This is a genomic window from Plantibacter sp. 2H11-2, assembly GCF_050031945.1.
Classification (GTDB): Bacteria; Actinomycetota; Actinomycetes; order Actinomycetales; family Microbacteriaceae; genus Plantibacter; species Plantibacter auratus.
Genome location: NZ_JBNBBL010000002.1, coordinates 413,178 through 437,173 on the forward strand (window position 1 = coordinate 413,178; position 23,996 = coordinate 437,173).

18 protein-coding genes are annotated in these 23,996 nt (G+C 71.4%); 11 read left to right on the forward strand and 7 right to left on the reverse strand.

Features of this window, described 5'->3' with window-relative positions; all coding sequences use genetic code 11:
• The first annotated feature begins 261 nt into the window (after nt 1–261).
• From ACQG07_RS06365 to ACQG07_RS06390, 6 genes are all read left to right on the forward strand, one after another.
• Entirely contained in the window at nt 262–1,218 is a 957-nt protein-coding gene (locus ACQG07_RS06365; RefSeq protein WP_079706748.1) for a carbohydrate ABC transporter permease, read from the forward strand.
• Nucleotides 1,211–2,137 carry a carbohydrate ABC transporter permease gene (locus ACQG07_RS06370; protein ID WP_079706749.1) on the forward strand — a complete coding sequence of 309 codons (927 nt, stop codon included), beginning with the start codon at nt 1,211–1,213 and terminating at the stop codon, nt 2,135–2,137. Before ACQG07_RS06365 ends, ACQG07_RS06370 begins: the two co-directional genes overlap by 8 nt.
• 117 nt (nt 2,138–2,254) lie before the next feature.
• Nucleotides 2,255–3,568 (forward strand): ABC transporter substrate-binding protein, encoded by a 1,314-nt coding sequence (locus ACQG07_RS06375; RefSeq protein WP_426737771.1) that lies wholly within the window; start codon nt 2,255–2,257, stop codon nt 3,566–3,568.
• A gap of 93 nt (nt 3,569–3,661) precedes the next feature.
• The gene (locus ACQG07_RS06380; RefSeq protein ID WP_426737772.1) at nt 3,662–4,672 is read left to right on the forward strand and encodes a PmoA family protein; all 1,011 of its coding nucleotides are present in this window, start codon (nt 3,662–3,664) and stop codon (nt 4,670–4,672) included.
• A complete protein-coding gene (locus tag ACQG07_RS06385; protein ID WP_426737773.1) occupies nt 4,669–6,030 on the forward strand; it encodes a Gfo/Idh/MocA family protein in 1,362 nt (453 codons plus the stop codon). Before ACQG07_RS06380 ends, ACQG07_RS06385 begins: the two co-directional genes overlap by 4 nt.
• Nucleotides 6,027–7,478 carry an acetylesterase gene (locus ACQG07_RS06390; RefSeq protein ID WP_426737774.1) on the forward strand — a complete coding sequence of 484 codons (1,452 nt, stop codon included), beginning with the start codon at nt 6,027–6,029 and terminating at the stop codon, nt 7,476–7,478. The genes ACQG07_RS06385 and ACQG07_RS06390 overlap by 4 nt, the downstream gene beginning before the upstream one ends.
• A 671-nt stretch (nt 7,479–8,149) precedes the next feature.
• Here ACQG07_RS06390 and ACQG07_RS06395 read toward each other — a convergent pair.
• The 4 genes from ACQG07_RS06395 to ACQG07_RS06410 form a co-directional block, all read right to left on the reverse strand.
• Nucleotides 8,150–9,901 carry an aldehyde dehydrogenase (NADP(+)) gene (locus ACQG07_RS06395; RefSeq protein ID WP_426737775.1) on the reverse strand — a complete coding sequence of 584 codons (1,752 nt, stop codon included), beginning with the start codon at nt 9,899–9,901 and terminating at the stop codon, nt 8,150–8,152.
• 82 nt (nt 9,902–9,983) lie between these two features.
• Nucleotides 9,984–11,078 (reverse strand): mandelate racemase/muconate lactonizing enzyme family protein, encoded by a 1,095-nt coding sequence (locus tag ACQG07_RS06400; protein WP_426737776.1) that lies wholly within the window; start codon nt 11,076–11,078, stop codon nt 9,984–9,986.
• 2 nt (nt 11,079–11,080) lie between these two features.
• Nucleotides 11,081–12,022, reverse strand: a complete 942-nt coding sequence (locus ACQG07_RS06405) for a 5-dehydro-4-deoxyglucarate dehydratase (RefSeq protein ID WP_426737777.1) — start codon at nt 12,020–12,022, stop codon at nt 11,081–11,083.
• A gap of 14 nt (nt 12,023–12,036) precedes the next feature.
• Nucleotides 12,037–13,005, reverse strand: coding sequence for an NAD-dependent epimerase/dehydratase family protein (locus ACQG07_RS06410; RefSeq protein WP_159879869.1), 969 nt, complete (start codon nt 13,003–13,005; stop codon nt 12,037–12,039).
• Nucleotides 13,006–13,139: 134 nt separating this feature from the next.
• On the opposite strand from ACQG07_RS06410, the gene ACQG07_RS06415 reads away from it, so the two are divergent.
• The 4 genes from ACQG07_RS06415 to ACQG07_RS06430 are packed head-to-tail and all read left to right on the forward strand — an operon-like array spanning nt 13,140 to nt 18,493.
• Complete coding sequence (locus ACQG07_RS06415; protein WP_426737778.1) at nt 13,140–15,161, forward strand: DUF6807 family protein; 2,022 nt, start codon at nt 13,140–13,142, stop codon at nt 15,159–15,161.
• Nucleotides 15,158–16,327 (forward strand): Gfo/Idh/MocA family protein, encoded by a 1,170-nt coding sequence (locus ACQG07_RS06420; RefSeq protein ID WP_426737779.1) that lies wholly within the window; start codon nt 15,158–15,160, stop codon nt 16,325–16,327. The genes ACQG07_RS06415 and ACQG07_RS06420 overlap by 4 nt, the downstream gene beginning before the upstream one ends.
• Nucleotides 16,324–17,376, forward strand: coding sequence for a M24 family metallopeptidase (locus ACQG07_RS06425; RefSeq protein WP_426737780.1), 1,053 nt, complete (start codon nt 16,324–16,326; stop codon nt 17,374–17,376). Before ACQG07_RS06420 ends, ACQG07_RS06425 begins: the two co-directional genes overlap by 4 nt.
• A gap of 4 nt (nt 17,377–17,380) precedes the next feature.
• Nucleotides 17,381–18,493 carry a glycerate kinase gene (locus tag ACQG07_RS06430; RefSeq protein ID WP_426737781.1) on the forward strand — a complete coding sequence of 371 codons (1,113 nt, stop codon included), beginning with the start codon at nt 17,381–17,383 and terminating at the stop codon, nt 18,491–18,493.
• A gap of 25 nt (nt 18,494–18,518) precedes the next feature.
• Here ACQG07_RS06430 and ACQG07_RS06435 read toward each other — a convergent pair whose 3' ends face one another.
• The 3 genes from ACQG07_RS06435 to xylA form a co-directional block, all read right to left on the reverse strand.
• Nucleotides 18,519–19,562, reverse strand: a complete 1,044-nt coding sequence (locus ACQG07_RS06435; RefSeq protein WP_426737782.1) for an NADPH:quinone reductase — start codon at nt 19,560–19,562, stop codon at nt 18,519–18,521.
• Between the two features lie 357 nt (nt 19,563–19,919).
• Nucleotides 19,920–21,353 carry a xylulokinase gene (gene xylB, locus ACQG07_RS06440; RefSeq protein ID WP_426737783.1) on the reverse strand — a complete coding sequence of 478 codons (1,434 nt, stop codon included), beginning with the start codon at nt 21,351–21,353 and terminating at the stop codon, nt 19,920–19,922.
• A gap of 129 nt (nt 21,354–21,482) precedes the next feature.
• Nucleotides 21,483–22,673: a xylose isomerase gene (gene xylA, locus ACQG07_RS06445; protein WP_426737784.1), complete on the reverse strand. Its 1,191-nt coding sequence runs from the start codon at nt 22,671–22,673 to the stop codon at nt 21,483–21,485.
• 187 nt (nt 22,674–22,860) lie between these two features.
• On the opposite strand from xylA, the gene ACQG07_RS06450 reads away from it, so the two are divergent.
• Nucleotides 22,861–23,907, forward strand: a complete 1,047-nt coding sequence (locus ACQG07_RS06450; protein ID WP_426737785.1) for a LacI family DNA-binding transcriptional regulator — start codon at nt 22,861–22,863, stop codon at nt 23,905–23,907.
• Nucleotides 23,908–23,996 lie beyond the last annotated feature (89 nt).

Consider the following 23,996-nt stretch of genomic DNA (forward strand, 5'->3'; position numbering starts at 1 on the left):
CCGGAAAGCGTTTACCGGGTCACTGTAGAACGGCGCGCGCGGTCAAGGCAAGCGTTCGAACCGATTCGGTCGCAGGTGATCACAGATCGGACACGGATGCGGATTGAATCGTTGCATCGTTCGACGGGGCCGTGATAGAACTTGATGCAGCTCAGCCGGGAAACGCTTTCCGGGAAGTCATCAACGACGATCGACAAGGAGGTCCGACGTGGTCCGTGCAACTCCAGGAGCGCCCAGGACGACACTCGCGAGGGGTGTTCGGTGAGCGCGCTCGGCGAGCTCCGCAAGCTCAGCGCCGGCAAACGCCCGCAGACGGCGGCCGAGAAGGCCTTCATCAAGAAGGACAACCGCCGCGACAACAAGGCCGCCTACCTGTTCCTTCTCCCGTGGCTCATCGGACTCGCCGTCATCACCGTCGGTCCGATGGTCGCCTCGCTCGCGCTGTCCTTTACGAAGTACAACCTGCTGCAGGCGCCGAAGTTCATCGGCCTCGACAACTTCATCCGCATGATGGGCGACGAGCGCCTCCACAACTCGCTCGGCGTCACCTTCGTGTACGTCTTCGTGTCGGTGCCGCTCCAACTCGCCGCGGCCCTGGCCCTGGCCGCCCTGCTCGACCGAGGTCTCCGCGGCCTCGCGATCTACCGGTCCGTGTACTACCTGCCGTCGCTCCTCGGCTCCTCCGTCGCCATCGCGGTGCTCTGGAAGCAGGTGTTCGGCGGCGAAGGCCTCGTGAACCAGTTCATCGCGATCTTCGGGATCGAGGGACGCAGCTGGATCGCCGACCCGTCGACCGCCCTCTCCACGCTCATCACGCTCAACGTGTGGACCTTCGGCGCACCGATGGTGATCTTCCTCGCCGGTCTCCGCCAGATCCCCGTCATGTACCACGAGGCGGCGCAGATGGACGGCGCGACGAAGTGGCAGCGCTTCACGAAGATCACCCTGCCGCTGCTCACGCCGATCATCTTCTTCAACCTCGTGCTGCAGATCATCCACGCGTTCCAGGCCTTCACGCAGGCCTTCATCGTGTCGGGCGGAACGGGCGGCCCGGCCGACTCGACGCTCTTCTACACGCTGTACCTCTACAACCGCGGCTTCTCGAACTTCGACATGGGCTACGCCTCGGCCATGGCCTGGTTCCTGCTCCTCATCATCGGAGTCTTCACCGCGATCAACTTCTGGGCCTCGAAATACTGGGTGAACTACGATGACTGACACGCTGACCACACGGTCCATCACGACGGACAGCAAGAACCGCAGTCGCGAGGCCAAGGAAGCCGAACGCCAGTACCGCCGCGCTCGTGGGTGGTCGCCCTGGAAGTCGGTCCTGAAGCACATCGGCCTGATCCTCGTCGGCTTCATCATGCTCTACCCGGTGATCTGGCTCGTCGTCTCCTCGCTCCGCCCGACGGAGGAGATCTTCCGGAACCCCGGCATCGTCCTCGACAGCTTCGAGGTGAGCAACTACAGCGAGGGCTGGAACACCCTCTCCGAGCCGTTCCACGTGTTCCTGCTGAACTCCGTGCTCATCGTCCTCGGCTGCATCGTCGGCAACCTCGTGTCCTGCTCGATGGCCGCCTACGCCTTCGCCCGACTGAAGTTCAGCGGCAAGCGCTGGTGGTTCGCGGCGATGCTCATGACGCTCATGCTGCCGATCCACGTCATCATCGTGCCGCAGTACATCATGTTCTCCCAGCTCGGCTTCGTGAACACGTACCTGCCGCTGATCCTGCCGAAGATCCTCGCGACCGACGCGTTCTTCGTCTTCCTCATGGTGCAGTTCATCCGCGGCATCCCGAAGGAACTCGACGAGGCGGCACGCATCGACGGTTGCGGTCACGCCCGCATCTTCGGAGTCATCATCCTGCCGCTCATGGTGCCGGCGCTCGCGACGACCGCCATCTTCACCTTCATCTGGACCTGGAACGACTTCTTCAGCCAGCTCCTCTACCTGACGAAACCGGAGATGTACACGGTGCCGCTCGCCCTCCGGGCGTTCATGGACGCGCAATCCTCCACCTCGTGGGGGCCGATGTTCGCGATGAGTGTCGTCTCGCTCCTGCCGATCTTCCTCGTCTTCCTGTTCGGTCAGCGGTTCCTGTTGAAGGGCATCGCGACGACCGGCGGCAAGTGAGGCCCGACCCACCGACCAGCACCACCGAAGCACCCGCACCAGACCACCAGCACCAGACCCAGCACCACCGGATCCAGCAGCTCCGGATCCGGATCGATCGATTCGAAAGGGAACAGCATGAGCATCAGCAAGCACGGCAGAGCCGCCGGCTTCATCGCGACGGGAGCCGTCGCGGCCCTCCTCCTCGCCGGCTGCAGCGCCGGGGGCGACGCCGCCACCGAACTGTCCGACGAGCCCGTCACCCTCCGCTTCACCTGGTGGGGCAACGACGCCCGTACGGCGGCCACCCAGGAGGTCATCGCGGCCTTCGAGAAGGAGTATCCGAACATCACCATCGAGCCGCAGTTCACGGACTGGGCCGGCTACTGGGACAAGCTCGCCACCGAGACGGCGGCGAACGACACCCCCGACATCATCCAGATGGACGAGAAGTACATCGCCACCTACGGCGACCGGGGCGCGCTCCTCGACCTGAACACGGTCACCGACCAGCTCGACCTCGGCGACTTCCCCAAGGAGACGCTGACGTCCGGCACGGTCAACGACTCGCTCTACGGCGTCCCTTCGGGCATCACGAGCTACTCCTTCGTCGTGAACCCCGACCTCCTCGCCTCAGCCGGCATCGAGATGCCCGACGACGAGACCTGGACGTGGGACGACTTCACCGAGCTGAGCGAGCAGGTCTCGGCAGCCGGTGGCGGATCGATCTACGGCTTCCAGCCCTTCGGCTTCGAGGACGGCGGCCTGAACAACTGGGCCCGTCAGCACGGCGACGAGCTGTACAACGACAAGGGCGAGGTGTCCATCAAGCCGGAGACCCTGTCCTCCTGGTGGACCTACCTCCTCGACCTCGTGAACTCGGGAGCGACGCCGTCGCCCTCCGCGATCATCGAGAAGCAGGCCGGTGGGCTCGCCGAGTCCTTCACCGCGACCAACTCGGCCGCGTTCGCCCCCTGGTGGAACAGCCAGCTGACGGCCCTGACCGAGGCGAGCGGGTCGCCGCTCGAGCTCCTGCGGGTGCCGACGGTGGACGGCGGCGCCGATGGTTCCGCCTACTACAAGCCGTCGATGTACTGGTCGGCGTCCGCCCGGACCGAGCACCCCGCCGAGGCGGCGCTGTTCATCGACTTCCTCGCCAACAGCGAGACCGCGGCCGACTCGCTCCTCACCGAGCGCGGCGTCCCGGCCAACACGAAGATCCGCGAATACATCACGCCGAAGCTGGCCGAGACCGACCAGGCGGTCGTCGAGTTCCTCGACGGGCTCGCCGACGACATCGGTGAGCCGCCGACCGTCACGCCTGCCGGTGGCAGCGCGATCGAGGCGCTCGTCAAGCAGTACACCGAGCAGGTCCTCTTCGGGAAGAACACGCCCGACCAGGCCGCCGAGGGGTTCATCAAGGACCTCAAGGCCGCCGTCGCAGCCGGCTGATCCGGCCACAGCCTCTCGACCGGCTCGGGAACGACGTCCGTTCCCGAGCCGGTCGATCGGCAGCTCCACCACCGCTTCATCCGAGGGGATCCCGTGACCACCGACCACCGCCCCCGTCCGACCGGTCTCGCGCTGACGCACGAGGTCGGTTCGGCCATCACCGTGCACCTCGACGGGATCGACATCCTGCGGTACACCTACCGTCCGGACACGGTCCAGCGCGAGTCGCCGAAGCCGTATCTCCACCCGGTGCGGACCGCCGGCGGAGCACTCGTCACCCTGGCCAAACCGCACGACCACGTCTGGCACACCGGGATCGCCTGGGCCCTCCCGCACGTCGGCGACGACAACTTCTGGGGCGGCCCGACCTTCACCGGGACCGCCTACGAACAACTCGCGAACAACGGTCGCTCCGAGCACGTCGCGGTCACGGACGCCCGTGCCGACCCGGGCGAGGTGCGGTTCGCGCACACGCTCAGGTGGATCACGGAGGACGGTCGGCACCTCGTCGACGAGGAGCGCGCGCTCACCGTGCGACCGGCCGCCGGCGACTGGACGCTGACCTTCGAGACCCGGATGCGCAACGTCTCCGGCCGGGACCTGTCGATCGGATCGCCCACGACGAAGGGGCGGGAGAACGCCGGCTACGGAGGGCTCTTCTGGCGCGGCCCGCGATCCTTCACCGGCGGCACCCTGCACACCCCCGACGGGAGCGGCGGTGAGGAGCTCCGCGGCACCCGCCACGCGTGGATGGGGTTCACCGGCCTCCACGACGGAACGGCCGCGGCGTCGAGCATCGTCATCGTCGACGACGAGCGGAACCCCGCGCACCCACCGCAGTGGTTCGCGCGCACCGAGGAGTTCGCCGGCCTCTGCCCGGCCCCGTTCTTCAGTGAGGAACTGCCCTTCGGAGCCGGCGAGACCCTCGAGTTCCGCTACGCCGTCGTCGTCGCCGACGGTCCAGCCGGTGACGGTCGGGCTGCGGCGCTCGCCGCATCAGGTCGAGACGCGCTCGAACGGTCGCGTTCGGGCCGTGCCGATCACCACGACAGCGCGCCGACCACAGCGCCCGCCGCACCGACCCGGAAGGACCCATACGCATGACCACGACCCGCGAACGCTACGCCCTCATCGGCACCGGACACCGCTCGCAGATGTACCTCGACGCCATCGTCGGCCCGCACGCCGACGTCGCCGAGCTCGTCGCCTGGAGCGACAGCAACCCCGGCCGACTCGACCACTACGAGGCGGTCCTCGCCGAGCAGGGTGTCCCGCTGCCGGCTCGATACGGCCCTGACGATGTCGAGCGGCTCATCGCCGAGCAGCGCGTCGACCGGGTGATCGTGACGACCCCCGACTTCACGCACGCCGAGATCGTCTCGCGCGCGCTCCTCGCAGGCGCCGACGTCGTCGTCGAGAAGCCGCTCACCATCGATCGCGAGGGTGTCGAGCGCATCGCGGCGGCCGTGGCCGAGAGCGGCCGGAACGTCGTGACGACCTTCAACTACCGGTACAGCCCGCGGAACTCGGAGCTGCGCCGCATCGTGCAGGACGGTGGGATCGGACGGGTGACGAGCGTGCACTTCGAGTGGGTGCTCGACACCGTGCACGGCGCCGACTACTTCCGTCGCTGGCACCGCGAGAAGGAGCACTCCGGCGGGCTCCTCATCCACAAGGCGTCGCATCACTTCGACCTCGTCAACTGGTGGATCGGGGCTCGGCCGGCCTCCGTCTACGCCACCGGAGGACTCCGCTTCTACGGTGACGCCAACGCGGCCGAGCGCGGGCTCGCGGGGCGTCCCGGGCGTGGATCGGTGCCGGACGACGCCGAGGCGGCGGCTCGCGGGCGCTCGAACGACCCGTTCGCCCTCGACCTCCGTGACGACCCGCGGCTCGAGTCGCTCTACCTGCGGGCCGAGCAGCACGACGGGTACCTACGCGACCGCGACGTCTTCTCGCCCGGGATCGACATCGAGGACAACCTGTCCGTCCTCGTCGAGTACGACGGTGGCGCCTCGCTCAGCTACTCCCTGAACGCCCACGCGCCGTGGGAGGGGTATCGCGTCGCCATCAACGGGACGGAGGGCCGGGTCGAGCTCGAGGTCGTGGAGCGCGCCGCCGTGCTCGTGGGGGCCGACGGGCGCGTCGTCCTCGACCCGAGCCTGAGCGGCGACGGCGAGACCGCGGACGGCGTCGCGTCCGTCGCGCCGGTGCGCTCGCGTGGGGAACGCCTCGTGCTGCAACGCCACTGGGAGGAGGCCCGGGAGATCGAGATCCCCGAGGGCGTCGGCGGACACGGCGGCGGCGACGCATTCCTGCTGCGGCACCTCTTCGACCGCGTCACCGAGGACGAACTGGGACGGCCCGCCGGCTACGACGACGGCGTGCGCGCGATCTCGGTGGGCATCGCCGGGAACGAGTCGCTGCTGACCGGGCGTCCGGTCGCGACGATCGCGCCGTGAGCTCCGGCCCGGAGGCCGGCACCGGCACTGACGCGGACGTCGGGTCGACCCCGGCCACTGAGCCGGTGACCGAGCCCGCCCCGATCACCGAGTCCGTCCCGGTCGCCGAGCCTGTCGAGGTCCGGTCCCGGACAGGGTCGGTCCCGGTCCCGGATGCTGCCTTGCGGAACGGTCCCGTACCGGTCGGCGTCCCGGTCGTTAGCCACGTCCCGGTCGTGGACCATGTCCCGGTCGCCGAGCCCGTCGAAGTGCGGTCCCGACCGGTCACACCGCCACCTGCGCGCGACCCCGGTCTGCGGGCGCTCGCCGCTCGCTTCCGCGCATCCCCGCACCAGAGCAACCCGGGCGACCGGTCGCTCGGTAGGACGCGCACGCGCCTCGCCGAGGTCCTCGGTGTCCTCCCACGACCGGCGCAGCCCGAACCGCCCGAGGAGCTCGGCAGCTGGACCCGCGACGGCGTCGACGGGGTCGAACTCCGCTGGTCGACCGGGTTCGGCGCGTCGACGTCGGCGTGGCTCTTACGGCCGGCCGGCGAGACGGGCGTGCTCCCGGGTGCGGTGGCGCTGCACGACCACGGTGGGTTCACACGCGTCGGGCGGGAGAAACTCGCTGACGGACCCGATGGTGTCCCTGCCACCTCGGCCGTCACGCGCGAGGAGTTGCAGGCGTTCCGCGACCGCTACTACGGAGGCCGCGCCGTCGCGTCCGACCTCGCGCGCGACGGGTTCGCCGTGCTCGTCCACGATGCGTTCGGGTGGGGCTCCCGTCGGATCCCGGACGAGGCCGTCGCCGAACGCTTCCATCGGACCGTCGACCTGCAGCTCGCCGGTCGTCGGGCTGAGTCGATCCGACGCGGGATGGAGGTCGCGGCGGTGTCGCCTGGGCAGCGGTCCGAGCTCCTCGCGGCGGCGAACGAGCCGCAGCTCGCGAAGGAACTGGGCGTCCTGGGCACCTCGCTCGCCGGTCTCGTCCTCCGCGACGACCTCATCGCGCTCGACCAGCTGGCGGCCGCGCCCGGGGTCCGTTCCGGAGCCGTCGCGTGCTTCGGTCTCTCCGGTGGCGGTGCCCGGGCCGTTCTGCTCGCAGCCATGGACGACCGGATCCGTGTTGCGGGCGTGGTCGCGATGATGTCGACGTTTGACGGTGTGCTCGACGGGCACGCCGATCAGCACTCGTGGTCGTTCCTCTCACCAGGACTGTCACGGGTCGGCGACTGGCCGGAGCTCGCATCCCTGCGCCCCCGCTTGCCGCTCCTCGTCCAGTACGCCGAGCGCGACGAGCTCTTCGAGCCGGCCGGTATGCGTGAAGCGCACGCGATGCTCATGGAGCGGTACCGGGTCGGTGCCGAGCACTCGGCCTACACGGGCACCTTCCACGACGAACCGCACAGTTGGTCGGCACCGATGCAGGCCGAGCTGCGCACCTGGCTCGCCGCCACCCTCGCCTGACTCGCCCTGGTATTCGTCCCCAACTCAGGAGTCGTCCGGTGTGTCGTGTCGCGGTTACGGTGGCGCGCCGGGGGAGTCCTGAGTTGGGGACGGTGGTCACGGTGTTCGCAATTCAGGACAGGTGCGGCGTGTCGGGCCCGGGGCGGGTGCTGTGGCGCACGGCGCGCCGGGTGCGTCCTGAATTGTGAACGTGGGCGGTGGAGTGTCCCCAACTCAGGAGATGTCCGGTGTGTCGGGGCTGGGCTGGGGCGGCATGCCGGGGGAGTCCTGAGTTGGGGACGGTGGTCACGGTGTTCGCAATTCAGGACAGGTGCGGCGTGTTGGGCCCGGGGCGGGTGCTGTGGCGCACGGCGCGCCGGGTGCGTCCTGAATTGTGAACGTGGGCGGTGGAGTGTCCCCAACTCAGGAGATGTCCGGTGTGCCGGGGCTGGGCTGGGGCGGCGCGCCGGGGGAGCCCTGAGTTAGGGACGGTGGTTGCGGTGTTCGCAATTCAGGATGGTTGCGGCGTGTTGGGGTGTGGGACGGGGCTGGGTGGGTGGCGCGCCGGGTGCGTCCTGAGTTGTGAACGTGGGCGGTGGAGTGTCCCCAACTCAGGAGACCTCGGGTGTGTCGTGCCCGGGTTGGGGCGGCACGCCGGGGGAGTCCTGAGTTGGGGACGGACCGGACGGCGGTCAGGCGCGGGCTGCGTCGGGGAGCTCGAGGACGCCGTCGACGCGGCGGGGGAGACGGAGCGGGTTCGCCTCGTGCAGGGCCTCGGGGAGCACACGCTCGGGTGCGTCCTGGTAGACGATCGGACGTTGGAAGCGGCGCACCGCCGACGCGCCCACCGAGGTGTGGAGCGAGGTCGTCGCCGGCCACGGTCCGCCGTGGTGCTGCGCCCAGCCGACCGCGACACCCGTCGGCCAGCCACCGAAGAGCACCCGGCCGGCGATCGGCTCGAGCCGTGACACGAGACCGGTGACGTCCTCACCGGGCGCCGCGTGCACGGTCGCGGTGAGCGCGCCTCCGACCTCGGCCAGGACCGCGTGCAGCTCGGCGTCGTCCGCGACCTCGATGACGAGCGTCGCCGGCCCGAAGATCTCCTCGAGCAGGACGTCGGGCGCGTCGAGCACCGTCGCGGCGGTGGTCGCGAGGACGGTCGGAACGCCGGAATCCGCAGCCGCCGTCTCGCCGCCGAGGAGCGTCCGCACCCCGGGATGGCCGGCGGCGCGAGCGGTGCCCGCGGCATACGCCTCGGCGATGCCCGGCGTCAGCATGCGCCCGGCGACGGTGTCCGCCGCGGCCTGCGCGACGAGCTCGGCGAACCCGCTGCCGCTCGGCACGAGGACGAGGCCGGGGTTCGTGCAGAACTGCCCCACACCGAGGGTGAACGACGCCGCCAGCCCACGCGCGAGTTCCGCCGCCGCCTCGCCCTGCAGTGCGGCCTCGGTGATGACGACCGGGTTCGTGCTGCCGAGCTCGCCGTAGAAGAGGATCGGGGCCGGCCGCTGCGACGCCAGGTCGAACAGGGCGCGCCCGCCGACGAGTGAGCCGGTGAACCCGACTGCGGTGATCGCCGGGTGCTGCACGAGGGCGGTGCCCTGCTCACGACCCTCGACGAGCGCGAACGTGCCGTCCGGGGCGCCGGCCGAGCGCAACGCCTCGACCACGATCGCCGCGGTCAGCCGCGAGAGCCGCGGGTGGGCGGAGTGCGCTTTGACGATGACCGGACATCCGGCAGCCAGCGCCGACGCCGTGTCGCCGCCGGCGACCGAGAACGCGAACGGGAAGTTCGACGCGCTGAAGACCGCCACCGGTCCCGTCGGCCGGAGCATCCGTCGCAGCTCCGGCTTGGGCGGGGTGGCGGAGGCGTCGGCGTGGTCGATGACGACCTCGAGGAAGGCCCCGTCGCGGAGGACGGCGGCGAACAGTCGCAGCTGGCCTGTCGTCCGCGCGACCTCGCCAGTGAGGCGCGTGGTTCCGAGGTGGGACTCCTCGTCGGCGAGTGCGACGAGCTCGTCGACCCGGGCGTCGAGGGCGTCGGCGACGGCCTCGAGCCAGGCGGCCCGGGTCGAGGGCACCGTGGATGCGAGCTCGGAGGAGGCCGCGGCTGCTGCCGCGGCGACCTCGTCGACGGCCGGAACGGCGGCACGGCCCGTGTCGGACGCGGCGTCGCCAGCGTGACCTGCGGGCGTGACGGTGCCGCCGCCGGGGCCCACGCTGCTGCTGCTGCTGCTGCTGCTGCTGCTGCTGCTTCCGTTGCCGTTGCCGTTGCCGCGGCCGTCGGTACCGTTGTCGTTGCCGTCGTTGCCGTCGTTGCCGTCGTTGCCGTCGTTGCCGTCGTTGTCGTCGATACGGCCGCCGACGCCGTTCGGGTCGTCGGTGCGCGCCCTGGCGGGGGTGGTGTGGTCGATCGTGCCGGTGCTGTGGTCGGTGTCGTGCATGGTGATGGCTCCTCGAGGATGCGGATGCGACAGGTGATGATTTGGGCGTCTGGTCGGCCGGCGGGCCGGGCGGCGGACGGGGTCAGTGCGCGACGGCAGCGGTCTCCGCGGCCCGGTCGCGGATCACGAAGCCGAGGCCGGGTCGCTGCTCGACCTGCACCCGGCCCTCGGCGATGGTGACCGGCCCGGGCGGGTCGATGGCGCCGATCGCGACGAAGCCCGCGTCCTCGACGTCCTCGACCTCGGTGCGCTGCGGGAGGGCGAGGGCGAGCTGTCCGGAGAGGTCGGGGAGCAGGTGCGGCGCGAGCGTCAGCCCGGCGTCGTCGACGAGCGCGGCGATCGCGAGGAAGGGGGTGATGCCACCGACGCGGACCACGTTCGGTTGCAGGACGTCGGCGACGCCACGGTCGACGAGGTCGCGGAACCGGTGGATCGTGTGCACGTTCTCGCCCAGAGCGATCGGGATGTCGGTCGCCTGACGCAGCCGTTCGTATCCCGCGGTGTCGTCGGAGCGCAGCGGCTCCTCGATCCAGGCCGGGTCGACGACACCGAGCCGTTCCAGGGAGGAGACCGCTTGGTCGACGTCCCAGCGCTGGTTCGCGTCGATCATGAGCCGGCGGTCCGGTCCGAGCAGTTCGCGCACCATCGTCACGCGGTCGACGTCCTCGGCGAGGTCGGGCTTGCCGACCTTGATCTTGACGGCGTCGTAGCCCGCCGCGATCCACCGCTCGACCTGCGCGGCGAGCGAGGCGGCGTCGAGGTGGAGGTTCACCCCGCTGCCGTACGCCCGGACCGTGTCGCGTCGACGGCCGAGGAGGTCGGCGAGCCCGAGACCGGCCCGTCGTCCACGGAGGTCCCAGAGTGCGGTGTCGAGCCCGGCGAGCGCGATCGTCGTGATCCCGCCGCCACCGGCCTCGTGCAGATGCGCCCACAGCCGCGGCCAGAGCGTTTCGGGGTCGGTCGTCGATCCGACGGCGGCGGCGGTGATGTCGTCGTCGAGCAACGCCCGGACGGCCGTGGCCCCGATGGTCGGCGTCCACGTGAAGCCCGACCCGGTCGCCCCCTCGTCGTCGACGACGTCCACACGGATGAGATGCAGCCACGGTGCCTCGGGCACCCAGGGGCGCGGCATGGTGAACCGGCCGAGCGAGGTGGTGATGGAGGCGATCCCGGGCATCGTCAGCGCCCTGCGGCCAGCGTCGCGTGCTCGGCGACGAGGTCGGCACCGGTCGCGAGCAGCGCCTCCAGGCGGTCGGTCTGCTCGGGGGTCGGGTCGACGAAGGGCGACCGCACGGAACCGACCGGCAGGCCGTCGAGCCGGACGCCGGCCTTGATGAGCGACACGGCGAAGCCGGGGGTCTCGTCGCGGAGGGCGACCAGCGGCCGGTAGAACTCGCGGAGCAGGCGCTCGCGCAGCGGTTCGTCGTGCTCGGTGTACGCGCGGTAGAACAGCGTCGCGAGCTCCGGCAGCATGGCGAAGACGGCCGAGGAGTAGAGCGGGATGCCGATGCCGCGGTAGGCGGCCTGCGTGAGCTCGGCGGTGAGGAGGCCGTTGAAGAAGGCGAAGTCATCGCGTCCCTCCTCGTGCACGGCCAGCACGATGTCCTGGGCGGCCGCGACGTCGCCGACGCCGTCCTTGAAACCGACGACCTGCGGGTTGCGGGCGAGGTGGCGCATCGTCGCCGTCGTGTACCGGGCGTTGTTCCGGTGGTAGACGATCGCCGGGAGGCTCGTCGCCGAGAGGACGTCCTCGACGTACGCCTGCAGACCGGCCGCCGGCCCGGAGACGAGGTACGGCGGCATGAGCAGGATCGCGTCGGCTCCCGCCTCTTCGGCGGCCACCGCGAGCTCCTTGGCGGTCGCCACGCCTCCTCCGGCGCCACCGATGACCGGGACGGCACCGTCGACGACCTCGACGGTCCGTCGGACGACGCGGGCGGCCTCCGACGGCGACATCGCGTGCAGCTCGCCGGTGCCGCAGGCGGGGAACACCCCACCGGGCCGGTGTTCGAGTCGCGACTCGAGGTGGGTGCCGAGGAGCCCAAGGTCGACCTCGCCCGCGGCGTCGAAGGGGGTGATCGGGAAGTACAGGACGCCGTCGAAGGCGAGCGGTGCTGGCATGGTGGAGGTCCTCGTCATCGTGGGGCTGGGGCTGGAACAGGCGTGGTGGCCGGCCGGCCGGTGTCGGCGGCGAGCAGATCGGTGAGCCGGGCCGCCTCGGCGGGGCTGAGTGCGGACCGCCAGTCGTGCTCCGGGCGCCACCCGAGGTGGGCGGTCGCCTTCGCGCTGCTGAAGGCGGCGGCTCGGTCGACGAGTCCGTCGGCGAATCCGGCGGTGCTCGGGACCTGCGCGGGCAGCAGGGTGGACAGGGGTGCGAGGGCCAGGGCGTCGTCGGCGCCGACGAAGTACACCTCACCGGAGTGTCGGGCTTCGGCACGATCGATCCAGGCGGCGACGAACCGGCCGGCGTCACGCGCGTCCACGTAGTTGTAGAGGGAGACGGCCGCGAGTGCGGGATCGGCGAGCCGGTCGACGATGGTGTGCCCCTGCTGCGTCGGCGCGCCCTCCCACTCCTCCGGGGAGACGACGAAGCACGGCCGGAACGCACCGGTCACGACGGCGTCGCCGTGGGCTCGGGCGAGCATCGCGACCGTCGACTCGATCGCGACCTTCGACAGCGCGTAGGCGTTCCACGGGGCGACCCGGTGCTCCTCGGTGATGGGGAGCGCCTCGGGCGTCCACCCGTGCGGGGCACCGTAGCCGATGACGGTCGGGCTGCTCGCGGCCAGCAGCCTGGTCGCCCCGGCGGCGATCCCGGCGGTGAGGGCGGTGAAGGCGAGCGTCTGGTTGGTCGCCAGGATGACGTGCTCCGGCGCGCTGAACGGCACCGCGATCGCCGCCAGGTGCACCACGGCGTCGGGCCGCAGGGTGGCGAAGAGCTCGTGGGTCGCATCGTGGTCGAGGAGGTCTGCGGTCCGGCCCTCGACACCGGGGAGTCCGGGGTCGGTCCGATCGACGGAGACGACCTCGTGGCCTGCTTGGGCGAGGGCGCTCGCGACGCTCCGCCCGAGTCGTCCTGCACCGCCGGTGACGATGATGCGCATCGGTGTCCTCTCTGACCACGTCCGGGTCGACCGGGTCGACCGGGTCGACCACGCTACCGGGAAACCGGTTTCTCGGAGCGAGCCTATAGGATGATTGAGAACGGCACCACCCGTCACGAGTCGAACGAGGACGTATGAGCAACCGGTTCCCCAGTGCTGGCCCGACGCCGACGATCTCGGACGTCGCCGTGGAGGCGGGCGTCTCGAAGGCCACCGTGTCGCGGGTGCTCAACGGGAAGGCGACCGTCGACGCGGCGATCGCCGACCGCGTCCTCGCCGCGGTGGACGCACTCGGCTACCGCCCGAGCATGCTCGCCCGAAGCCTGTCGCTCGGCCGCACGAACACCATCGGGGTCGTCGTGCCCGACCTCGAGAACCCGATGTTCCAGGAGATCCTGCGCGGGGTCACCCGGGCCGCGGCGGCCGACGGCTACCGCGTCCTCGTGACCGACACCGAGGAGGACCCGACCGACGAGGCGGCGGCGGCCCGCGAAGCCCGTCGTCGCTGCGACGCGATCGTCCTCTGCTCACCCCGTCTGGCCGAGCCGGAGCTTCGAGCGCTGCTCGCCGAACTCCACCCGGTCGTGCTCGTCAACCGCGAGCTCGCCGACTCGCCCGTGCCGTCGGTGTCCATCGACTACGCCAGCGGCATGGAGCAGGTGCTCGCCGAACTGCACGCACTCGGGCACCGGCACATCCTGTACCTCGCGGGTCCCACCGCGAGTCAGGGCGATCGTCTCCGACGGGTCGGCATCGCCCGCGCGTGCTCGGACCACGACGACCTCTCCGTCGACATCGTGACGGCCGGATCAGCGCTGGTGGACGGCGCGTCGGTCGTCGACACGGTGGTGCAGCACGACGCGACCGCCGTGGTCGCCTTCAACGACCTCGTCGCCCTCGGGCTCGTCTCGGCGCTCCGCGGTGCCGGTGTGTCCGTCCCCTCGGCGCTCAGTGTGGTCGGCTTCGACGACATCCCGTTCGCGGCGTTCGCGGTGCCGGCGCTCAGTACGGTGTCCGTCCCGCGACGCGAGCTCGGCGCCGAGGCGTGGACCAGACTGCGGGACACGATCGGCGGTGCGGAGGGTGGACACCCGCTCGTCTTCCGGCCCCGGTTCGTCGCCCGGGAGAGCACCGCCGCCCGCCCGGCCGCGAGTCCGCCGGTCTGGCGTGGAACCGACCACCCCATCTCACCGGAGCTGACCGCCTGGCTCGGCGACCGCGAGGTCCTCGTCCTCCACGACGGCAGCGGCCTCGAACCGACCGACGCCCCGCGACCGTTCGCACACCCCGTCACGTCGCTCGGCGGGACCGTCGTCACGGAATCCGCTCCCGAGGACCACCCCCACCATGTCGGACTCTCGATGGCCGTCGCCGACGTCGACGGCGTCTCCTACTGGGGCGGTCGCACCTACGTCGCCGGGCAGGGGTCGACGATGCTCGACAACCACGGGGTCCAGCGCGTCACCGAGACCGAGGTGGACGCCGGTGTGCTGCGTCATTCGCTCGACTGGATCGGACGCGACGGGACGACGCAGCTGAAGGAGTCGCGCCGCACGGTCGTCGAGGAGTTCGCCGTGCCCGGCGTCGGGAGCGGGAGGTCGGCGCTCCGCGTCGCCGTCTCCAGCGTCCTCCAGACGACGGGATCGACGGTGACGATCGGATCGCCGGCCACGAACGGTCGTGAAGGTGCCGGCTACGGCGGATGGTTCTGGCGGTTGCCCGCGGACGCCCACCGGTCCGTCCTCAGCGCTGACGGACCGGGGGAGTCGACCGCGCACGGCTCGCGTGCGGCCTGGGTCGCCTTCGTCCTCGACGCCGACGGGAGCGCTGACACACAGACGGGCGACACCACCGAGCCCGCCCCGACGCCGCCTCGACGCCCCACCACGGTCCTGTTTCGACAGCCCGCAGCGAACGCCCTCCCCTGGTTCGTCCGTGCGGCCGAGTACCCGGGTATCGGGGTCTCGCTCGCCGCCACCAGCCGCACCACCATCACCGCCGACACCCCGCTCGTCACCGGTCTGGAGGCGGTCGTCGTCGACGGCGCTCTGGACGCGCAGCAGGCGGACGCCATCCACCGCGCGCTCCTCACCGCCGAGGAACGCAGCACCGAACCGCGCAGTATTGAACCGCGCAGCACAGGGAGTGACGCATGACCAGCACCGACCACGCCACCGCCACCACCGCCCCGACCGTCGTGGTCGTCGGGATCCACGGCCATGGCGCCAGTCACGTGGCGGCAGCCAGGGCGCTCGCCGCGACCGGCGCGATCCGCCTCGTCGGACTCGTCGACCGGACCTTCACCGAGGAGGACCGCGCTGCCGGGGACGCGCCGCTCCGCGACTCGCTCGAGGAGTGCTTCGCCGCCGGGCGGGTGGACGTGGTCATCCTCTCGACCCCGATCCACACGCACCTGGACCTCGCCGTCGCCGCTCTCGAGCACGGCGCCGACGTCCTGCTCGAGAAGCCGCCGGTCACCTCGAACGACGAACTCGACCGGCTGCAGGCCACCGCCGCCCGGACCGGCGGGCTCGTCCAGGTCGGGTTCCAGAGCCTCGGATCGCACGCGATCGGCGAGATCGCCGACGTCGTCGCCGGCGGGGAGATCGGGGCCGTGACGGCGCTCGAGGCGAGAGGCACCTGGGTCCGCACCGTCGGGTACTGGACGCGTGCCGCGTGGTCGGGCCGGCGCACGCTCGACGGCACACCCGTCGTGGACGGCGTCGTCACCAACCCCTTCGCGCACGCGGTCCAGACCATGCTCCGACTCGGCGGCACGACCGACCGCGCGGCGATCGCCACCATCGACCTCGACCAGTACCGGGCGAACGACATCGAGGCCGACGACACCTCGGTCGTCCGCATCACCCCACAGCGCGGTCCGATCATGACCGCGGCGCTCACCCTGTGCGCGCAGGAGACGACCGACCCGATGGTCACGGTCCACGGAGAGCTCGGCTCGATCCGGTTCCACTACACACGCGACGAGGTCGAGCTGGTCGTCGACGGCGTCACCCGGCGACGCTGGACGACGGGCCGGACCGACCTGCTCCCCGACCTCCTCCGCGCGCGCCAGGCGGTCCGGGCTGGTGAGGATGCCGCACTCGTCAGCTCCCTGGCCGACGCGTCCGCCTTCACCGCCGTCCTCGACGCGGTCCGGTCGGCCCCAGCGCCACACCGCATCCCCGCTGATCTCGTCGAGTGGCTCGGGGCGGGCGACGAGCGCCGCCCCGTCATTCCGAGGATCGAGGAGCTCGTCGCGGAAGCGGCCGCCACCGGCAGCACCTTCGCCGAGCTCGGGACCGATTGGGCCCGGCGATGAACCACGAGCGGCCCGGTCCGGACGAGGACGACCGCCGTCGCAAACACGCCCGACTCGCGTCGCTCCTGGAGGCCCGCGGAGCAGGCACGATCGTGCTGCGGTCCGCCGCAGCGGTCAGCTGGTACCTCGACGGCTCGCGCGTCCACGTGAGCCTCGCGGCCGACCCGATCGTCGCGGTCGTGGTCTCGCCGGGCGACGCGTGGCTCGTCGCGACCTCCAACGAGGTGGACCGGCTGCAGGCCGAGGAGCTGCCCGACGTCCGCGTTCGGACGGTGCCGTGGCACACGCCGATCGACGCGGTGCTGCCGAGTGGGGACGGGGTGCTGCAGGAGGCCGACATCGCCGCCGAGCTGCGCGCCGCACGTGCGTCGCTCCTCCCGGCCGAACTCGCGCGCTTCCGTTCGCTCGGGCGGGAGACGACGTCGGCGCTCGAGACGCTCGTCGACGAGCTCGACCCCGCCCGGACGGAACGCGCGGTCGCTGCGGACCTCGCCGGGCGCCTCGTCGCAGCCGGGATCGACCCGCTCGTCCTCCTCGTCGCCGGGGAGGGCAGACTCGCCCACCGGCACCCGCTGCCGACCGAGGGGCGACTCGGTTCCCGGGCGATGCTCGTCGCCTGCGGCCGCCGCGACGGGCTCATCGTGAACCTCACGCGGTGGTTCGACGAGGGCGGCACCCCGGCGGAGCCGTTCGCCACGGACATGCAGCGCATCCGCGCCGTCGAACGCGCCTATCTCGACGCCACCGTGCCAGGTGCTTCGCTCGCCGACATCCTCCGCACGGGGAGTGCGGCGTACGCCGAGCAGGGCTTCGACGCCGACGAGTGGACGAGGCACCATCAGGGCGGTGCGGCCGGCTACGCGGGACGCGATCCGCGCGCCACGCCTGAGGCGACCGACGTCGTCCAGCTCTGGCAAGCCTTCGCCTGGAACCCGACCGCCCCCGGCGTGAAGGTCGAGGACACGGTCGTGGTCACGCCGGACGGTGTCGAGGTGCTGACGACGAGCACGGCCTCGACCCACCCGACCCCGTCCACCGTGGGAGGCTGAAGACATGACCCGGCACATCGTGATCGCACCGGACTCGTTCAAGGGCACGGCGACCGCCGCGGAGGTCGCCGAGGCGATCGCCGACGGGTGGCGGACCATTCGGCCCGACGATCTCCTGCACTCGCTCCCCATGGCCGACGGCGGCGAGGGCACGCTCGACGCCTTCGCGGCCGCCGTGCCCGGGGCGCGTCGGCACCCGATCACGGTCACCGGCCCGGTCGGCGACCCGGTGGACGCCGAGTGGCTCGAGCTGCCCGACGGTTCGGCGGTCGTGGAGCTCGCCCAGACGAGCGGGCTGACCCTGCTCGACCCCCTGCAGCCGTTCGCGGCGCACACCGTCGGCTTCGGTGAGGCCATCGCGGCCGCCCTGGACCACGGTGCGCGACGCCTCCTGCTCGCGATCGGCGGAAGCTCCAGCACGGACGGCGGAGCCGGGCTGCTCACCGCGCTCGGAGCGCGGCTGGTGGACGCCGACGGCGGACCGGTGGCCGCCGGTAACGCCGGGCTCGCGACGCTCCGCGACATCGACACCGCCGGACTCCGTGCGCTGCCGCCGGACGGCGCGGTCATCCTCAGCGACGTGACCAACCCGCTGCTCGGCGACCGCGGTGCCGCTGCGGTCTTCGGTCCGCAGAAGGGTGCGACCACCGCCGACGTCGCGGTCCTCGACGCCAACCTGGCCCGGTTCGTGAGCCGCGCTGCGGACGCGTTCGGGTCGGACCGAACGACACGAGCAGCGGTCGAACCCGGCGCCGGTGCCGCGGGCGGTGCGGGCTTCGGCCTCCTGCTCTGGGGCGCCACCGCCACTTCGGGCGCGCGCGGCGTCGGTGAGGCGATCGCCCTCCCGGAGGCGGCCGCGGCGGCATCGATCGTGATCACGGGCGAGGGCCGCTTCGACGACCAGACGGCCGACGGCAAAGTCGCCTCCTGGGTCGCCGGGCTCGCGGCGGACCGGACCATGCTCGTCGCCGGGGCGATCCAGGCACCCACCGAGGGCATCTTCCTCGCAGCTGCCTCGCTCACGGAGCTGGCCGGCGGCGTCGAGGCGGCGATGGCCGAACCGCTCGTCCACCTGCGTGCGGCAGGGGCGGCACTGGCCACCCAGTACCGCCCCTGATCACCTCACCTGGCGGTGACGTACGTCATGCGGTGACGTCGATGAGGACCTTCCCGACCGTGTCGTCCTCGACGGCGGCGTGGGCCGCAGCCGTCTCGGCGAGCGGGAACACCGTCAACGCCAGACCGTGGTCCTCACCGACGTGGAGCGCGCCGTCCTCGATCGCTGCGGTGATGTCCTCGGCCGCGGCGTGGAGCGCAGCGTCACCGACCGTGTAGAGCAGCATGAACTGGAGCCGCGTGTTGAGCCCCATGTGCGGACGGATGTCGAGCGTGATCGAGTCACCGCCGTTGTTGGCGTAGCTGACGACCGTGCCGCGCGGGGCGATGACCGCCTGATCGAGGGGGAGGTTCTGCGCGATCGCGACCTCCACGACGAGGTCGACGCCGTCGGGTGCCACCTCGCGGATCGCCGCCGCGGTGTCGCCCTCGCGGTAGTTCACGACGTGGTGCGCTCCCGCGGCGGTCGCGAGGCGGGCCTTCTCGTCGCTGCTGATGGTGCTGATCACCGTCGCGCCGGCCCAGCGGGCGAGCTGGATCGCGGCGTTGCCGACGGCGCCGGCACCACCCTGGACGAGGACCGTTCGGCCGTCGAGGGCTCCGGGGGAGAGGCGGGTCGGGCCGTCCTGCGCGACGGTGAGGGCGCGATGCGCGGTCATCGCGGGGACACCGAGGCTGGCACCGAGTTCGAATGACGCGGCGTCGGGCAGGGGGACCACACGGGAGACGGGCTGCACCGTGAACTCCTGGGCCGTGCCCAGCGGGCTCTCGTGCGCGGCGAGGTACACCCAGACGCGGTCGCCGACGGCGAAGGTGGTCGTGGTCGCCGCGTCGCCGGCGGCCGGGCCGACCGCGTCGATCACGCCGGCGCCGTCGAGGTTCGGGACGACCTCGGGGAAGGGCATGCCACCCGAGGGGCCGCCGCCGCGCCTGGTCTTCCAGTCGGTCGGGTTGACGCCCGAGAACGCGAGCTTGATGCGGACCTCGCCGGGGCCGGGCTCGGGGAGCTCGCGCTCGACGAGGTGGAGGACGGACGGGTCACCGTTGGTGGAGTAGACGATCGATCGCATACCGGGGCCAACGTCTCCGCCGCGCGGAAGATTCCGTGGTGGCACTTCGACAGGCTCAGTGACCGGGGGAGGATTACTCGGTGACGGGGGAAGGGATGCCCGTTCCCTGAGCTTGTCGAAGGGCCCCCGGGGAGCGTTGTGGGTCTGAGGGCTTCGGCGTGTGGCACTTCGACAGGCTCAGTGACCGGGGGATGTTCGCTCAGCGACCGGGTGGTGCTCGGTGACCGGGGAGGGGATGCCCGTTCCCTGAGCTTGTCGAAGGGCCCCCGGGGAGCGTTGTAGGTCGGCAGGCTCCGGTATGTGGCACTTCGACAGGCTCAGTGACCGGGAGAGGTTCGCTCGGCGACTGGTGCCGCCTCAGGCTCGGGCGGCGTACTGCTCCCGCGCGATCCCGGACGCGTCCGCAGCGAGAGCGTCCGCATGGTCGGTGCCGTCGCCGGCCCCCACCGCAGCCCACGCCGGGCGAGTGCCACTGAGTGCCCAGGCCGCCTGCACCGCGGCGCCGTCGGCGACGTACTCCCCGGGTGCCGGCACGACGACCGGCACGCCGAAGACCTCGCGAGCGATCGCCTGCACCGCCGGGTTCTGCGCCGCACCACCGATGAGGAGCACGCGCTCCGCCGTGACGCCCTGCGCGAGCACCGCGTCGAGGCCGTCGGCGAGTCCGCAGAGCAGCCCCTCGATCGCCGCTCGGGCGAGGCCCTCGCGCGTCGTCGACTCCAGGGTCATGCCGAAGAGGGTCGCCGTCGCGTCCGGCCGGTTCGGGGTGCGCTCGCCCTCGAAGTACGGCTGGAGCACGAGTCCACGTGCCCCGGCCGGGGCCTCGAGCGCGAGTCGACCGAGTTCCGTGTGGTCGACGCCGAGCAGCGCGGCCACCGCGTCGAGGATCCGTGCGGCGTTGAGTGTCGCGATGAGCGGCAGGAACGCGCCGTCGGCCGAGGCGAACCCGGCGACGGTGCCCGAGCTGTCGCGGACCACGGCCGGCGTCACGGCGAACACCGTCCCGCTCGTGCCGATCGACACGACGACGTCACCGGCCGTCGCACCGAGCCCGAGGGCGGCTCCCGCGTTGTCGCCGGCGCCCGCCCCGATGACGGTGTCCGGCCCGATGAGGCCGCCGTCGACACCGGTCCCTGTGGACTCCTCCGGCGCGAGCACGCGCGGCAGGATCGCATCGTGGCCGAGCGCTGCGACGAGCAGCTCGCGGTCGTACTCGCCGTCGGTGGGGGACCAGTACCCGGTGCCGGAGGCGTCGGAGCGGTCGGTCGTCAGCTCGGCGAGGTCCGCGCCGAGCGGGCTCTCGTCGGCCGGACCGAAGCCGCGCAGACGCCACGTCAGCCAGTCGTGGGGGAGTGCGACGGCGGCGACCTCGGCGGCGTTCCCGGGTTCGGCGTCGCGCAGCCAGCGCAGCTTCGTGATCGTGAAGGAGGCGACGGGGACGCACCCGGTCCGCTGGGCGAGTTCCGCAGCGCCGAACTCCGTGATGAGGTCAGACGCGGCCTGCGCGCTCCGGGTGTCGTTCCAGAGGAGTGCCGGACGGATGACGCGTCCGTCGACGTCGAGCGCGACCATGCCGTGCTGCTGGGCCGCGACCGACACCGCGGCGACATCGGCCAACCCGCCGGCGGCGGCGGCCGCCTCCTGCAGCGCCTGCCACCACGCGGCCGGGTCGACCTCGGTGCCGGCGGGGTGCGCCGCGCGTCCTTCGCGGACGAGCGCTCCGGTCTCGGCGTCGCGGATGACGACCTTGCAGCTCTGGGTGGACGAATCGATGCCGGCGACGAGCGTCATCGCTCTCCCTGTTCTCGGTGGTGGGCGGTCGGGTGACCGCCGGGTCTGCTGTGGGGTGGAACGCGGAACGGCGTTCCGCCCCCGATCCTCTCGGATCAGGAGACGGAACGCCAGGTTCGCGGGTGTCGGTTAGCGCGCACCCATGAGGTGGTCGACCGCCAGCTGCTGCAGGCGGACGAACCCGAAGCCCTTGCCGCCGAAGTAGGCGTCGGCGTCGAAGTCCTCGTACGACGAGCGGTCGGCGAGCAACTGCTCGACGGTCTCGCCGGGGTTGAGCGTCGGCTCGCGCAGCTCGGGCACGCGGGCGGCGGCCAGCGCCTCCTGCACCTCGGGGTCGGCGCGGAACGCCTCGGCGCGCTCCTTGAGCAGCAGGTACATGCGCATGTTGGCGGCTGCGGAGTCCCACACGCCCGTGATGTCCTCGGTGCGGCTCGGCTTGTAGTCGAAGTGACGCGGGCCGTCGTACGCGGGGCCGCCGTTCACGCCACCGTGCTCGAGGAGGTCGACGAGCGAGAACGCGTTCTGCAGGTCGCCGTGACCGAAGACGAGGTCCTGGTCGTACTTGATGCCCCGCTGGCCGTTGAGGTCGATGTGGTAGAGCTTGCCCTGGTAGAGCGCCTGGGCGATGCCGGCGGTGAAGTTGAGGCCCGCCATCTGCTCGTGGCCGACCTCGGGGTTGATGCCGACGAGCTCCGGGCGCTCGAGGGTCTCGATGAACGCCATCGCGTGGCCGAGGGTCGGGAGCAGGATGTCGCCGCGGGGCTCGTTGGGCTTCGGCTCGATCGCGAAGCGGATGTCGTAACCCTTGTCGGTCACGTAGTCACCGAGGAGGTTGACGGCCTCGCGGTAACGCTCGAGGGCCGCCTGCACGTCCTTCGCGGAGTCGTACTCGGCGCCCTCGCGGCCGCCCCACATGACGAAGGTCTTGGCGCCGAGTTCGGCGGCGAGGTCGAGGTTGCGGAGCACCTTGCGGAGGGCGAAGCGGCGGACGGCGCGGTCGTTCGAGGTGAAACCGCCGTCCTTGAAGACGGGCGCGCTGAACAGGTTGGTGGTCACCATCGGCACGATGACGCCGGTGTCGGCGAGGGCCTGCTTGAGACGGTCGATCTGCTTCTGGCGTTCGGCGTCGGTCGAACCGAAGGCGAAGAGGTCGTCGTCGTGGAAGGTGAGGCCGTAGGCGCCGAGGTCGTTCAGGCGGGTGACGGCCTCGACCACGTCGAGGTCGCGGCGGGTGGGGCCACCGAACGGGTCGGTCCCGTTGTAGCCGATCGTCCAGAGGCCGAAGGAGAACCGATCGGCTTTGGTGGGGGTGAGGCTCATGCGTGCAGTCCTTCAACGTCGTTGGTGAGCGGATGATTTGTTGTTAACCACAACTTATGGTTGAGACTAGCAGATCGTCGGCCGCGCGTCACCGGTCGAGTGTCGCGAAATATTTCGTTAGCATGGGCAGAACTTCTCGCTGCAGAGACGGCCGTCCGGCCCGGCGGAGCGGGATCGGAGGACTCGGATGAGCGACGACGCCGCGGTGCAGACCGCTGGACCTGGTGCCGGTGGCGGGCGCGCGACCCTGTCGCGCATCGCCAGGGAGGCCTCCGTGTCGGTGTCGACCGCCTCGAAGGTGCTCAACGGGCGCCCCGGGGTGTCGCCGGACACCCGGGAGATCGTCGAGCGGCTCCTCGACCGCCACGGCTACAGTCGCCGCGGTGCGGAGCTCGCGCAGGGCTCGCTCATCGAGCTCGTCTTCGAGTACATCGACAGCTCGTGGTCGCTCGAGATCATCCGCGGTGTCGAGAAGGTCGCGCGTCAGCACGGCATGAGCGTCACCCTCACCGAGACGGGCGCCCGGCGGTCGACCGGCGAGGGTTGGGTCGAGAGCATCATCTCGCGGAAGCCGGTCGGGGTCATCCTCGTGTTCTCGGACATCGACCCGGCGTACCGGCGCCAGCTCCACACGCGCAACATCCCGGTCGTCGTGGTCGACCCGGCGGGGGACCCTGGCCCGGAGGTCGCCGCCATCGGCTCCACGAACTGGTCCGGCGGGATGGCCGCGACGCGCCACCTCATCGAGCTCGGACACCGCAGGATCGGGCTGATCTCGGGTCCGCAGGACCTCATGTGTTCGCGGGCGCGGGTCTCGGGCTACCGGTCCGCGCTCGAGGAGGCCGGGATCCCGCTCGACGAGACCATCCTGCGGCGCGGTGAGTTCATCCCGGAGGCCGGACGCGTCCTGGCGCTCGAACTGCTGCAGCTCGAGGACCGACCGACTGCGATCTTCGCCGGCAACGACATGCAGGCGTTCGGCGTCTACGAGGCGGCGCGCTCGCTCGGGATCTCGATCCCGGAGCAGCTGTCGGTCGTCGGGTACGACGACGTCCCGCCGGCCAAGTGGGTCGGCCCGGCCCTCACGACCATCCGGCAGCCGCTCATCGAGATGGCGGAGGAGGCGACCCGCCTGGTGCTGAAGCTCCGGTCCGAGACGGTCGACAACATCCGCCTCGACCTCGCCACCTCCCTCGTCGTCCGGGGTTCGACCGCAGCCCCGCCCACTCCGTAGCCCGCGAACTGTCACTCGCCGCTAGTCCGAGCGGCGGGGACTGTGCCGGAGTGACAGTTCGCGGGCAGGGGTGGGGTGGGCGCGGGCGC